This window comes from Streptosporangium sp. NPDC006013 (assembly GCF_040614275.1).
Taxonomy (GTDB): domain Bacteria; phylum Actinomycetota; class Actinomycetes; order Streptosporangiales; family Streptosporangiaceae; genus Streptosporangium.
Window position 1 is genome coordinate 1 of the sequence record NZ_JBEXUE010000316.1, and the last position, 12,074, is coordinate 12,074.

The 12,074-nt window shown below is 69.8% G+C and carries 12 protein-coding genes, 1 tRNA gene and 1 pseudogene; 4 read left to right on the forward strand and 10 right to left on the reverse strand.

Annotated features, from left to right (window positions below; all coding sequences use genetic code 11):
- The 7 genes and pseudogenes from ABZ260_RS34975 to ABZ260_RS35005 form a co-directional block, all read right to left on the reverse strand.
- A pseudogene (locus ABZ260_RS34975) lies at nt 1-299 on the reverse strand (hypothetical protein); the annotation flags it as partial.
- On the reverse strand, nt 296-1,756 hold the full coding sequence (locus ABZ260_RS34980; RefSeq protein ID WP_355626231.1) for a PLP-dependent cysteine synthase family protein: 1,461 nt from the start codon (nt 1,754-1,756) through the stop codon (nt 296-298). The pseudogene ABZ260_RS34975 and the gene ABZ260_RS34980, both read right to left, overlap by 4 nt.
- A 109-nt stretch (nt 1,757-1,865) precedes the next feature.
- On the reverse strand, nt 1,866-2,348 hold the full coding sequence (locus ABZ260_RS34985) for a hypothetical protein (protein WP_355626233.1): 483 nt from the start codon (nt 2,346-2,348) through the stop codon (nt 1,866-1,868).
- 234 nt (nt 2,349-2,582) lie between these two features.
- Nucleotides 2,583-2,843 (reverse strand): hypothetical protein, encoded by a 261-nt coding sequence (locus tag ABZ260_RS34990; RefSeq protein ID WP_355565811.1) that lies wholly within the window; start codon nt 2,841-2,843, stop codon nt 2,583-2,585.
- 101 nt (nt 2,844-2,944) lie between these two features.
- Nucleotides 2,945-3,742, reverse strand: coding sequence for a molybdate ABC transporter substrate-binding protein (modA, locus tag ABZ260_RS34995; protein WP_355626235.1), 798 nt, complete (start codon nt 3,740-3,742; stop codon nt 2,945-2,947).
- A gap of 481 nt (nt 3,743-4,223) precedes the next feature.
- Nucleotides 4,224-4,297: transfer RNA gene (locus ABZ260_RS35000), tRNA-Pro, on the reverse strand.
- A gap of 35 nt (nt 4,298-4,332) precedes the next feature.
- A complete protein-coding gene (locus ABZ260_RS35005) occupies nt 4,333-5,253 on the reverse strand; it encodes a metallophosphoesterase (RefSeq protein ID WP_355626237.1) in 921 nt (306 codons plus the stop codon).
- An 80-nt stretch (nt 5,254-5,333) separates the two neighbouring features.
- Between ABZ260_RS35005 and ABZ260_RS35010 the strand changes: the two genes are divergently transcribed.
- Nucleotides 5,334-5,792: a GatB/YqeY domain-containing protein gene (locus tag ABZ260_RS35010; protein ID WP_355626238.1), complete on the forward strand. Its 459-nt coding sequence runs from the start codon at nt 5,334-5,336 to the stop codon at nt 5,790-5,792.
- Between the two features lie 99 nt (nt 5,793-5,891).
- Here ABZ260_RS35010 and ABZ260_RS35015 read toward each other — a convergent pair whose 3' ends face one another.
- Complete coding sequence (locus ABZ260_RS35015; protein ID WP_355626240.1) at nt 5,892-8,150, reverse strand: transglycosylase domain-containing protein; 2,259 nt, start codon at nt 8,148-8,150, stop codon at nt 5,892-5,894.
- 265 nt (nt 8,151-8,415) lie between these two features.
- Between ABZ260_RS35015 and ABZ260_RS35020 the strand changes: the two genes are divergently transcribed.
- Nucleotides 8,416-8,712 carry a WhiB family transcriptional regulator gene (locus ABZ260_RS35020; RefSeq protein WP_012887233.1) on the forward strand — a complete coding sequence of 99 codons (297 nt, stop codon included), beginning with the start codon at nt 8,416-8,418 and terminating at the stop codon, nt 8,710-8,712.
- 101 nt (nt 8,713-8,813) lie between these two features.
- On the opposite strand, the gene ABZ260_RS35025 is transcribed toward ABZ260_RS35020, so the two are convergent.
- Together ABZ260_RS35025 and ABZ260_RS35030 are read right to left on the reverse strand one after the other, a co-directional pair.
- Nucleotides 8,814-9,941, reverse strand: a complete 1,128-nt coding sequence (locus ABZ260_RS35025; RefSeq protein WP_355626242.1) for an ArsA family ATPase — start codon at nt 9,939-9,941, stop codon at nt 8,814-8,816.
- Nucleotides 9,938-10,942 carry an ArsA-related P-loop ATPase gene (locus tag ABZ260_RS35030; RefSeq protein WP_355626244.1) on the reverse strand — a complete coding sequence of 335 codons (1,005 nt, stop codon included), beginning with the start codon at nt 10,940-10,942 and terminating at the stop codon, nt 9,938-9,940. Before ABZ260_RS35030 ends, ABZ260_RS35025 begins: the two co-directional genes overlap by 4 nt.
- Before the next feature lie 400 nt (nt 10,943-11,342).
- Here ABZ260_RS35030 and ABZ260_RS35035 point away from each other — a divergent pair, with 400 nt between their 5' ends.
- Both ABZ260_RS35035 and ABZ260_RS35040 read left to right on the forward strand, forming a co-directional pair.
- Nucleotides 11,343-11,498, forward strand: a complete 156-nt coding sequence (locus ABZ260_RS35035; RefSeq protein ID WP_012887236.1) for a DUF4177 domain-containing protein — start codon at nt 11,343-11,345, stop codon at nt 11,496-11,498.
- Nucleotides 11,495-11,953: a RidA family protein gene (locus ABZ260_RS35040; RefSeq protein ID WP_355626246.1), complete on the forward strand. Its 459-nt coding sequence runs from the start codon at nt 11,495-11,497 to the stop codon at nt 11,951-11,953. The genes ABZ260_RS35035 and ABZ260_RS35040 overlap by 4 nt, the downstream gene beginning before the upstream one ends.
- Nucleotides 11,954-12,074: the final 121 nt, after the last annotated feature.

Below are 12,074 nucleotides of genomic sequence, written 5' to 3' on the forward strand. Positions count from 1 at the left end.
ACCCCGGCCGACCGCGCGCAGGGGCTCGAACGCGGATGCCCGCACCCCGCGACGATCATGGGTTTGTGGCCGAGCCGGTCGGCCAGGGTGCCGCCGATCAGGAACATGCCCTGCTGGCTGAGGTTGCGGATGCCCAGGATCAGGCCGACCAGTGCCGCCGGTAGCGCCAGCGCTCCCGACAGGTGGCCGGCCAGGTAGGGCATCAGCATGTAGAAGCCGGTGTTGATGGTGAGCTGGTTGACCAGTAGCAGTCTCACCGGCCGGTCAAAGGAGCGGGCCAGGGCCAGGGTGCCCCTCACCGCCGGACCTCTTCGCACCCGTCGGTGATGGCCACCCCGCCATGGGGGCCGCCTTGCGGAGCGGTCGCGAGTTCTCCCGCGCGAGGGTGCCCTCCCGCGAAAGCGCACCTGTGCCCACCGTCGGAGCCGCTTTGCAGGATGGGCTCCCCGGCGCCGGAGCCGCCTGCCGTGACGACCTGCCCGCGCCCGACGACGCTCTCCCCCGCCGTCTGCCCCGCCGTCTGCCCCACTGTCTGCCCCACTGTCTGCCCTGCCGTCTGCCCTGCCGTCTCCCCTGCCGTCTGCCCTGCTGTCTCCTCTGCTGTTTTCCCTGCCGTGCCGGCGCCCTCTGGGAGGGTGGTGGGGTCGAGCACGGTCGTGCACCGGGTCCAGCGGGTCAGCTCACGCTCGGCGGGGTGGACGATCTCGTCGGGGTCGGCCGCCGCCGGTGCGCCGAGCAGGCCCCGTTCGGCGCAGTAGTCGTCGTTGAACACGGTGTCGAAGTAGCGGTGCGGGCCGTCGGGGAAGATCGCCGCTATCCGGGTGTGGCCGGGCAGCGTGCGGGCCAGCCAGGATGCCACCAGGGCCACCGCGCCGACGCTCCACCCGCCGGTGGCGTAGCGCAGCGCGGCCAGGCGCCGGCAGGCCCAGACCGCTTCGGCGGGCGCGACCCAGTGGACCTCGCCGAATGCCTCATAGGCCACGTTGCGCGGGTAGATGCTGCTGCCCAGGCCGCGCATGAGCCGGGCGCGCGCGGGCTGGCCGAAGATGGTCGAGCCGATCGTGTCGACGCCGACGAGGCGCAGGTCGGGATAGAAGCGCCGGAGCGCGCGAAAGACCCCGGCGCTGTGACCGCCGGTGCCCACGCTGCACACCAGGACGTCGATCCGCCCGAGCTGGCCGGCCAGTTCCATGGCCAGCCCCGTGTAGGCGGCGACGTTGTCGGGGTTGTTGTACTGGTCCGGGCAGTAGGCGTCGGGGTGCTCATCGAGCAACTCCAGCACGCGCTGGCGGCGGGCCCGCTGCCAGCCGCCCACCGGGTGCGGTTCGCCGACGACGACGACACGCGCCCCGTAGGCGGACAGCAGCCGGCACATCAGCGGTTCCATGCCCGGGTCGGTCACCAGCGTCACCGGGTGGCCGCCGACGATGCCGGCCAGTGCCAGGCCCAGGCCGAAGGTCCCGCTGGTGGACTCCACGATGGGCGCTCCGGGGCGAAGCAGGCCGCGCTCGCGTGCCCGCTCGACGATGTAGAGGGCGGAGCGGTCCTTGATCCCTCCGGGGTTGTTGCCCTCCAGCTTCGCCCAGAACCCGCGCCCCTGTCCCGAGGCGATCTCCGGGACCCAGAGCACCGGGGTGTTGCCGACCACGTGCTCGGGGGCGTGGCAGGTGGCTCCGGTGATCAACTGGCCGAGCGAGGTGGTGGCGATCTGTGGCGAACTCGCAGTGATCTGTGGTGAACTAAGTGTATATATCATGATCCGTTTCCCCTGAATGCGATGTGGTCGACTCGCTTTTGGGCGTGCGCGAACGACGGCTCATACCGCTCAGCGGGAGCGTGGAGTCGTTGGCGGCCCGAGGGGCGGGCTATATCCGGGAAACGGATTTGAGTAGAAGTAGCGCGACCCCGGGCGGCGGACGGACCGGTTGCGCGCGCCGCCGCGCGGGCGGCGGTGGAGCTGTGGCGGACTCCTCGGCCACCACCGGGTCACCGACGACAGGCCCGGCCGGCACCAGGACGCGCGTGCCGGTGATCTGCGCTCCGGCCGCCGCGCCGCAGAGGTGGTGATCTTCATCGACGGGCGGCTCCGGGCACGGTAGGTGCTCCGCCGGCGTCCCCGCGCCGATCAGGGTGAGAAGCCCGGTGGCGGCGCCGGTGTCCTCGGCGGCGCTCACCCCGACGGTCGCCGTGGCCGGCGGCCACGGGCCGGGGGCACGATGATGGCCCCGGTGGGCGGGGGCCACCACGCACAGCGTCAGGTGCATCAACACGACGGCACCGAGCACGGCCAGCCCTAGCGCGAAGGCGACGCCTCCGTGCCGTACGACCCGCCGCATCGATGCGATCATGACCACAAACGTACATTACCGTCTGCTGCCGGTTGACTTCGGGGGGTTACTTTATGCCCTTAAAGGCTCCTATGAGCGCTGGAAACCGTGTCGGCATTGGCCGCTCCGACGTTGAGTACTCCACGCTGCGACCGGCGATGAGAGCCGCGCCGTGCGGGCCGTATCCGGTGCTACGTCGGTGCGAGGCCGGCACGTCGGCCGGACGTGCGAAGGTGCGCCCGCGAAGCGGCGTGTCTAGTGCCTGAGGCCACAGGGGCAGGGCGGGCCGGCCGGTTCGGGGGGATCGGCCCAGTGCAGGGCGATGAACGGCTCGGCGCGGCAGGGATGGTGCACCCGTTCGCGGGTGATGCGGTAGCGGGCGACGCCCTCGGGCTCTTCGGGCGAGCGGCGCGGGACGGGCACGGTGAGGGTGCCGATGTCCTGGTCGATGTGGGTGAGCATGCCGTGGCAGGGGCCGCCCAGGCAGATGGCGTTACGGGGCTGGTCGCCGCTCATGCCGTACCCCCTGCCGTACCTCCTGACAGGCGGCCGGACGGACCGGGGCGGCGCTGTGCGCCGTTCCGGCCCGCCGGGGTCGCGGATCGCGTCATCGCGGGTCAGGGGGCTTGGAAGCCGGCCTTGGTCAGCACGTCCTTGCCCTGCTGCGACAGCACCAGATCGACGAACTGCTTGGCCGCCTCGGGGGCGGGCGCCTTGGACAGGGTGGCGATCGGGTAGTCGTTGATCGCCTTCTCCGCCTCGGGGAAGTCGATGCCCTGGACCTTGCCGCCGGAGGAGATGACGTCCGTCTTGTAGACCAGGGCGGCGTCGACCTCGCCGAGCTCGACCTTGGTGAGGGTGGCCTTGACGTCCTGTTCCAGGGTGACCGGTGTGACCTTCAGACCGGCCGCGTCCAGCGCCTTGACCGCTGCCGCGCCGCACGGCACCTGCTCGGCGCAGAGGGCGACCTTGACCTTCGGATCGGTCAGGTCGCTCAGGTCGTCGACCTTGGCGGGATTGTCGGCGGGTACGGCGATCTGGAGGGTGTTGCGCACGAAGGTGGCCGGGGTGCCGGCCAGGGAGGCGTCGGTGACGGTCTTCATCGTGGCCGGGCTGGCGGCGGCGAAGACGTCGGCCGGGGCGCCCTCGACGATCTGCTGGGCCAGGGTGGCGCTGGAACCGAAGTTGAACCGCACGGTCGTGCCCGGGTGTGCGGCCTCGAAGGTCTTGCCCAGCTCGGTGAACGTGCCGGTCAGCGACGCGGCGGCGAACACGGTCAGCGTCGTGGCCCCGTCTCCGGACGACCCGCCGGAGGGGGCGGAGGTGGCCGGATCGCTGGAACCGCAGCCGGCCAGGCCGGCGGCCAATGTGAGGGCGATGGGGATCGTGGCCCACCGGGAAAGACGCCTGAACAACGAGGGCTCCTTACTGGCTCACGTGCCGACCCAGAACGTCGCCACGGACAATCACGATACCTTCGCATATTCGGGCTTCAAGAGGCAGGTTCCCTGGCAATCAACAAAGATGCTGCCCTTATATCATCGCACCTGCGATAAGTAGACCAGGTGTGGCCGCAGCCCACCCGTCTCTCGTGGCTCCGACCCCGTCTCCGGCAACCCCAATGTTCGCCTGGGACAGGGCGCGAGGCGACGTCCAGTGCCGAGCCGGGGCGGATCTGGGCGGGGGTGTCGGGGGAAGGCGGCAGAGGGCCCGCTTGGGGGCGGTGTCGGTATCGCGGGCTCGGCGGCCAGGGTCTGTTCGGGAAGCCGTCCTTGCCATGCCACCGCCGGAAGCCGCACGATCCCAGGCGCTCTGAGAGAGATAGTCACCCAGTAACGCAGAAAGCCGTTCCTGATTTCTCAGGAACGGCTCTCTGCCTCGGGACTTTATTCAACGTCGGGGTGACAGGATTTGAACCTGCGGCCTCTTCGTCCCGAACGAAGCGCGCTACCAAGCTGCGCCACACCCCGGTCACACGTCCGGTCTTGCTCGTGCTTGGGAAAGTCTAGCGGACTTCGTGGGTGCTTGCGTCGCGCCGACGGGGCACCAGGGTCAGCAGGCTGGCCTCGGGGTAGCAGGCGAAGCGGGCCGGAGCGTAGGGGCTGGTGCCGAGGCCGGCGGAGACGTGGAGGTAGGCGGAGTCGTGGCGGCTCATGCCCTTGACCCGGGCCCGGTCGATGCCGCAGTTGGTGACCAGGGCGCCGTAGAAGGGGACGCAGAGCTGGCCGCCATGGGTGTGACCGGCGAGCAGCAGCTGGTAGCCGTCGGCGGCGAAGCGGGTCATGTTACGGGGCTCCGGCGAGTGCATCACCCCCAGCCGCAGGTCGGCCTCGGCCGGGGCGGGGCCGGCGATCAGGTCGTAGCGGTCGCGGTTGATGTGGGAGTCGTGGATGCCGCCCACCGCCATGTCAAGATCGCCGACCTTGACCCGGGCGGTGGTGTTGTTCATGTCGAGCCAGCCCTCGGCGGCCATCGCGGTGCCCAGCTCCTCCCAGGGAAGCGTGGGGATCTTCTGGCCGTAGTCGGCCTTGGAGGTGCGCCAGAGATAGCGCAGCGGGTTCTTCGGCTTCGGCTCGTACATGTCGTTGGAGCCGTAGACGAACAGCCCCGGACGCGACAGCAGGGGCTCCAGGGCATGCATCAGGGGCGTGATCGCGTCGGGGTGCGCGATGGAGTCGCCGGTGTTGACCACCAGGTCGGGGTGGAGCGCTCCGAGCGAGCGGACCCAGTCGATGAGCATCCGCCTGCCGGGGGTGAGGTGCAGGTCGGACAGGTGCAGGACACGCACCGGACGCTGCCCCGGCTCCAGCACGGGCACGTCGAAGCGGCGCAGCCGGAACGCGTTGCGCTCGATGACCGAGGCGTACGCGAGGCCGGCCAGGCCGACGCCGAACAGGGACAGGGGCACCGCGGCTGCTTTCCTCACCCTCTCATCATGCCCGAGATCGGCCCTCCGGACGGAAACTCTGGATACAGCGGGGCTGGTGAGGCGGCAAGATGGACCGCATGAGCGCATTGAAGGACAAGCTGAAGGCCGATCTCACGGCCTCCATGAAGAGCAGGGACGAGATCCGCACCCGCACGATTCGCATGGCCCTCGCGGCCGTGAACGTCGAGGAGGTCTCGGGTAAGGCGGCGCGCGAGCTCACCGACGACGAGATCGTCAAGGTGCTGGCCAAGGAGGCCAAGAAGCGCCGCGAGGCGGCCGAGGCGTTCAGCGGTGCCGGCCGGGCGGAGCAGGCGCAGGCGGAGATCGACGAGCAGGCCGTGCTGGAGGCGTACCTGCCCGCCCAGCTCTCCGACGAGGAACTCGCCACCCTCGTGGACGAGGCCGTCGCCGAGAGCGGTGCCTCCGGGCCGCAGGCCATGGGCCAGGTCATGAAGATCGTGAACCCGAAGGTCGCCGGGCGCGCCGAGGGCGGTCGCGTCGCACAGGCCGTACGGGCGCGCCTCGCGTCATCCTGACCCGAGGCCGTGGCGGCACGCACGATACCTCTCCGGGTAAGGCCAGAGCCCTCCGCGCCGGACCCTTTCAAAGGGGCAGGTGCGGAGGGCTCTACTGTCCTAGGGGGTGACCGGAGGGATCGTGATGCCGCCGTTGACCTCCCGGTCGCCGCCGCCCGAGGGCGGACCGTCACCGCCGCGACCGCGACCGTCACCGCCACCGCGACCGCCACGGTCGCCACGGTCACCGCCGTCACCCCGGTCGGACTTCGGCGGCGGCTTGGGCGCGCACCGGTTGCCGGTGCAGCCGCCGAAGCGCTCCATGTTCACCGGGGTGAATGAGGTCGCCTCGACGCCCCTGAGCGCGCTGAGCATCGAGTTCTTCCAGATCGGGCCCGCGATCGAGGCGCCGTACACGTAGCTGTAGTAGCGCCCGCCGATGGTCACGCCGATCAGGTCGTGCCCGAAGGCGCCGCGCGGGTCGCCGACGCTCACCGCGGAGGCGAGGTCGGGAGTGAACCCGGCGAACCAGGCGGCGGTGTAGGCGTCGGTGGTGCCGGTCTTGCCCGCCGCGTCGCGGCCGATGCCGCCGACCTGGCTCATCGTGCCCTTGGTGAAGACCCCGGACATGATGTGGGTGGCCGCGTCGGCGACCTCCTCGTCCAGGACCTGCTTGCACTTGGGCTTGTACGACGTCTTCTTGCCCTCGCGGTCGGTGCTCTCGGTGATCACCATCGGCCTGCAGTAGGTGCCGCGGGCGGCGATCGTCGCGTAGGCGGCGGAGACGGTCACCGGGTCCATCTCGTTGATGCCGAGCGTGAAGGTCTCGAACTCCTTCAGCGGGGCGCCGTCGGCGCGCTGGATGCCCAGGCTCTTGGCCATCTTCACCGTCTCGCAGAGGCCGACCTCCTGCTCCAGGCGCATGAAGAAGGTGTTCACCGAGCCCAGGGTGCCGGTGGTCAGGGTGTTGAAACCGCCGGGGCCCTCACTGGAGTTGGTGACGGTGTGCCCGGGCTCGCCGACCGCGTTGCCCTTGCAGTCGCGGAACGCGCTGTGGCTGGGGGACTGGTAGCCGGTGCCGGTGTTGAAACCGTCGTTCAGCTTCATGCCCTTGTCGAGGGCCGTCAGCAGGGTGAAGGGCTTGAACGTGGAGCCGGCCTGGAAGCCCGCTCCGCCACCGTGCAGCCGGTCGCCGACGAGGTTGTAGCTGATCTCGTTCTTCTTCGGGTTCCCGCCGAACTTCCGGCTGGCGGCCATCGCCTTGATGGCGCCGGTGCCGGGGACGACCATCGCCTGCGAGGCGACCGGCTTGTCGCTGGTGTGGACGAACTGCCGGATCGCCTTCTCCGAGGCCTTCTGCGCCTTCGGGTCGAGCGTCGTCTTGATCGTCAGGCCGCCCCGCTGGAGCAGCCTCTCCCGCTGCTTGCGGGTCTTGCCGAAGTCCTCGTTGGAGGCGATCTCCTGCTGCACGTAGATGCAGAAGTAGGGGTAGTCGCTCACCTCGCAGCCGCCGGGGGCCGAGATGTTCTTGAAACCGAGCTTCTTCTTCTTGGCCTCTTCGGCTTCCTGCGTTGTGATCTTGCCGAGTTCGGCCATCCGGCTCAGCACGATGTTGCGCCGCTCAAGCAGCCGCGCGCGGGCCGCCTTTCCCGCCCCCGGGTCGGTCCGGCTCGGGTTCTGCACGGCTCCGGCCAGGGTGGCCGCCTCCCACAGGGTCAGCTTGGAGGCGGGCTTGTCGAAGAAGCGCCTGGACGCGGCCTGGATGCCGTAGGCTCCCGCGCCGTAGTAGGAGATGTTCAGGTAGCGCTCAAGGATCTCCGACTTGGTGTACTTCTCCTCGACCGCCAGCGCGTAGCGCAGCTCGTTGAGCTTGCGGGAGAACGTCGCCTCGATGGCGGCGTCCTGCTCCTCCTTGGTCTCCGCCGCGTTGAGCAGCACGAGCTTGACGTACTGCTGCGTGATGGAGGAGCCACCCTGGACGACCCCGCCGCCTGAGACGTTCCGCACCGCCGCGCGGAAGGTGCCTTCCAGGTCGATCGCCCCGTGCTCGTAGAACCTGGTGTCCTCGATCGCCACGATCGCCGTCTTCATGACGTCGGCGACCTGGTCGAGCTTCACCGACTCGCGGTTCTCGAAGTAGAACTGGGCGAACTGCTTGCCGTCCGCATCGAGCAGGGTGGTCTTCTCCGCGAGGGGAGGTTCCTTGAGCTCCTCGGGGAGAAGACGCAGCTCGTTCGTCGCCGCGTTCACGGTCATCCCCGCGCCACCCACCGCCGGAAGCGCCACCGCGGCGACGAACACACCTGTGACAGCCGCCGCGCCGAGCAGCTTCAGCACATTGCCGACCGCCGACCCCTGATCTTTGCCTTGAGCTTGCACGAGTCCCAGGGTACGTCGGACGGATAACCCAAACGGTAACGGAACCCTGTTTTGCCATGACTTCGTGCCGTATCGCAGGTGGGTGACTAGTCATTCCCGGCCAGATGGCCGTGGATGACCATGTGAGAATTTGGTCCCGCCGGGGTCTGTCGGCCTGAACGTCTGGTTGCGTACGGTCTCTTTCTGCAGCAATTGAATACCGAGGCCCGACGCCCGCGCCCGTCGGCCCAAGTCACGACTGACCACCTAAGGGGAGTGGGGTCGAATGTGGATCACGGATTGGACCTCCCGTGCGGCCTGTAAGGGTGCGGATCCTGACGCTTTGTTCGTTCAGGGTGCTGCCCAGAACCGAGCAAAGCTGATCTGCCGAGGATGCCCGGTCCGGACCGAGTGCCTCGCCGATGCGCTGGACAACCGCATCGAGTTCGGGGTGTGGGGCGGGATGACCGAGCGCGAACGCCGAGCGCTGTTGCGTCGGCGACCGGATGTCGACTCCTGGCGGGACCTGCTGGAGTTGGCCAAAGAAGAATATGAGCGGACGAATGAGCTGATAGCCGGCTGAGTTCGCGCCGATCCCGTACGGCTGGCGCCGGGCGCCAGCCGTACACGCATGTCACGGGTCGGCGAACGCGCGCTGCACGGCTTGGCAGGCCGCCGTGACGGCTACTGGGCGGCCAGCAGGTCGCCCACCTCGCGCAGCCCTTCCAGGTCGTGCACGTCCTGCGACATGGCGGGGACCCGCGCGACGGGCACCGTGGGATGGGCGGAGATGAAGTGCTCCTGCTCGCGTTGCTCGCGAGCGGCCAGTTGCATCCGGTCCGCGTGCAGCCGCAGTACGGCGGAGGTGAGCTCGTGCTCGCCGCGCGCCTCCAGGTCTTCGGCGGCGGCGGTGCTCCGCGCCCCGGACAGCACGGCCGCGGGCGAGCGGTGCACCCGGTTGACCACGAGACCCGCCAAGGGCATGCGCTCCTCGGCCAGCCTCTCCACGAAGTAGGACGCCTCGCGTATCGCGTCGCGCTCGGGCGAGGCCACGACGAGGAACGCCGTTCCGGGGGCCTGCAGGAGCCGGTAGGTCTGGTCGGCCCGCGCCCTGAAACCGCCGAAGACGGCGTCCAGCGCGGACACGAACGTCTGCAGGTCCTTGAGCACCTGCGCGCCCAGCAGCTTGGTCAGCGCTCCGGCGACGATGCCGAAACCCGCGTTGAGCAGCTTGAACGCGCTCCGCCCGCCGACCTTGGCGGGGGCCATGAGCAGCCGGATGAGCCGGCCGTCAAGGAAGCGGCCGAGCCGCTCGGGGGCGTCCAGGAAGTCGAGCGCGGAGCGGGACGGAGGGGTGTCGACGATGATCAGATCCCAGTCGTCCGACCGCCGGAGCTGGCCCAGCTTCTCCATGGCCATGTATTCCTGGGTGCCGGCGAAGCTGGACGAGAGGGACTGGTAGAAGGGGTTCGTCAGGATCTGGCGAGCTCGCTCGGGGTCGGCGTGCGCCTCGATGATCTCGTCGAAGGTCCGCTTCATGTCGAGCATCATGGCGTGCAGCCGGCCCTCGCCCTCGACGCCCACGACGAGCCTGGGGGTGTTGTCGAGTTCGGTGAGCCCCATCGACTGCGCCAGCCGCCGCGCGGGGTCGACCGTGAGCACCACGGCGGAACGGCCGCGCTCGGCCGCGCGCAGTCCCAGGGCCGCGGCGGTGGTGGTCTTCCCGACGCCGCCGGAACCGCAGCAGACGATGATCCGCGTGTGCGGGTCGTCGATGATCGCGTCAAGGTCGAGGACCGGAGGGGTCTTCACGCTGCTCCTTGGGTGCGGATCGATTCCGCCAGCTCGTACAGCCCGGACAGATCCACCCCGTCGGCCAGCAACGGCAGCTCGTAGCGGGGGCGTGCGGCCTCCTCCAGCGCCAGCCTCTCGTCCCGCTCCAGCTCGGTGCGGCGGGCGTGCTCGGCGATCTCCTCGGTCAGGGCATCGGCCACCGTGACCGCGGCGGAGCCGCCGTCGGTGAGTCCCGCGGCCTTGAGGCCGAGCACCAGCTCCGCCGGGTCGAACCGGTTCTCGGCGGCGGCCTCCAGGACGGAGTCGGGCAGCAGCGACTCGCGGACCATGTTGATGAAGATCCCCCCGGGCGGGAGCCCGGCGGTGCGGAGCTCGCTCAGGCCGTCCAGGGTCTCCTGGACCGGCATCTCCTCCAGGAGCGTGACGAAGTGCACGGCGGTCTCCGGAGAGGAGACGACGCCGTTCACCAGGTCGGCGTGGTTCTTGATCGGGCCGACCCTGGCCAGCCCCGCGACCTCGTTGGTGACGTTGAGGAAGCGCACGATCCTGCCGGTCGGCGGCGCGTCCAGCACGACCGCGTCGTAGACCCTCTTGCCGTCCTTGCCCTTGCGCCGGACGGCCTCGCTCGTCTTGCCGGTGACCAGGACGTCGCGGAAGCCGGGGGCGATGGTGGTGGCGAAGTCGACGATGCCGATCTTGCTGAGTGCCCTGCCGGCCCTGCGCATGCCGTAGAACATCTCAAGGTACTCGAGCATCGCCTCTTCGGGGTCGATGGCCAGCGCGTAGACGTCCCCGCCGTCGGGTGCGACGGCGATCTTGCGCTCCTCGTAGGGCAGCGGCGGCAGGTCGAAGACCTGGGAGATCCCCTGGCGGCCCTCGACCTCGACCAGCAGGACCTTGTCGCCGCCCGCCGCGAGGGCGAGCGCGAGTGCGGCGGCCACCGTCGTCTTGCCGGTGCCACCCTTGCCGGTGACGACGTGAAGGCGTACGCCGTCCCAATCGGTGTCGCGAGCTCTCACCTTTCGAAGGCTACCCAACGGTTACTTGACAACTCTCCGGCGCCTTCCCCGGTAGCCCTCAAACGGCATGGTCGCCCGGCGGGCCTGAGCCGGGAGCGGGCGCCTGCCCTGAGGGCGGCCGGGGAGCCTCTTTCGCCGATCACGCTGGTCAGCAAGGCGGTGTGGGCCGGACGGCCCGAAGCCGAACCCGGCCGAAGCCGGAGGCGCGGCCCGGGGAGCCGTGCGTGGCCCTCTCGCTAATCGATCGGATGCGGAAAGTAAATATGTAGATTCTCACAGCGGACCGCCCTGATCATCGGCCCGCCTCCGGCGGCACCGGGTGGCGGGCATGAGCCATGCCGGGCGCTCGCGGACCCGTAGTGGGCCGCTCACCGGGAGCCGTCTCGCTAATGTGTCCCGCATGACGAAATGGGAGTACTCGACAGTGCCGCTGCTGGTACATGCGACAAAGCAGATTCTCGACAACTGGGGCCAGGACGGCTGGGAGCTCGTCCAGGTCGTGCCGGGGCCCAACCCCGAGCAGCTGGTCGCCTACCTGAAGCGGCCCAAGCAGTGACGGCCGAGGAGAGGCTGGCGGAGCTGGGCCTGACCCTGCCCGAGGTGGTGCCGCCGCTGGCGGCGTACGTCCCGGCGGTGCGTTCCGGTGACCACGTCTACACCTCGGGGCAGCTTCCGGTGGTGGACGGCAAGCTGAAGGCCAGCGGGAAGGTCGGCGCCGAGGTGGGCGTCGAGGACGCCTACGAGCTCGCGAGGATCTGCGCGCTCAACGCCCTCGCCGCGGTCGCGTCGGCGGCCGGAGGACTGTCGAACATCGTGCGGATCGTCAAGGTGGTCGGGTTCGTGGCCAGCGCCCCGGGCTTCACCGGCCAGCCGCAGGTCGTCAACGGCGCCAGCGAGCTGCTCACCGCGGTGCTCGGTGACGCGGGCAGGCACGCCAGGAGCGCGGTCGGTGTCGCCGTTCTCCCGCTGGACGCGCCGGTCGAGGTCGAGGTGATCGCCGAGGTCCGCTGAGGTCGGGTGGACACCCCGGCGTCAGCGAGGCCCTGATGGCCGCGAGGGCACACCGGCGGTCGAAGGGCGGCGAGAGCTCGCCGGGGGCCGTGGAGGTGCCGTGGGGCCCGCCGGGGGCCGG

Bases quoted from the DNA above. Each gene is read 5' to 3' on its own strand.
- ABZ260_RS34985 (WP_355626233.1), bottom strand. From the start codon at position 2,348: ATGATCGCATCGATGCGGCGGGTCGTACGGCACGGAGGCGTCGCCTTC.
- ABZ260_RS34980 (WP_355626231.1), bottom strand. From the start codon at position 1,756: ATGATATATACACTTAGTTCACCACAGATCACTGCGAGTTCGCCACAG.
- ABZ260_RS35010 (WP_355626238.1), top strand. From the start codon at position 5,334: ATGAGCGCATTGAAGGACAAGCTGAAGGCCGATCTCACGGCCTCCATG.
- ABZ260_RS35035 (WP_012887236.1), top strand. From the start codon at position 11,343: ATGACGAAATGGGAGTACTCGACAGTGCCGCTGCTGGTACATGCGACA.
- ABZ260_RS35020 (WP_012887233.1), top strand. From the start codon at position 8,416: ATGTGGATCACGGATTGGACCTCCCGTGCGGCCTGTAAGGGTGCGGAT.
- ABZ260_RS34990 (WP_355565811.1), bottom strand. From the start codon at position 2,843: ATGAGCGGCGACCAGCCCCGTAACGCCATCTGCCTGGGCGGCCCCTGC.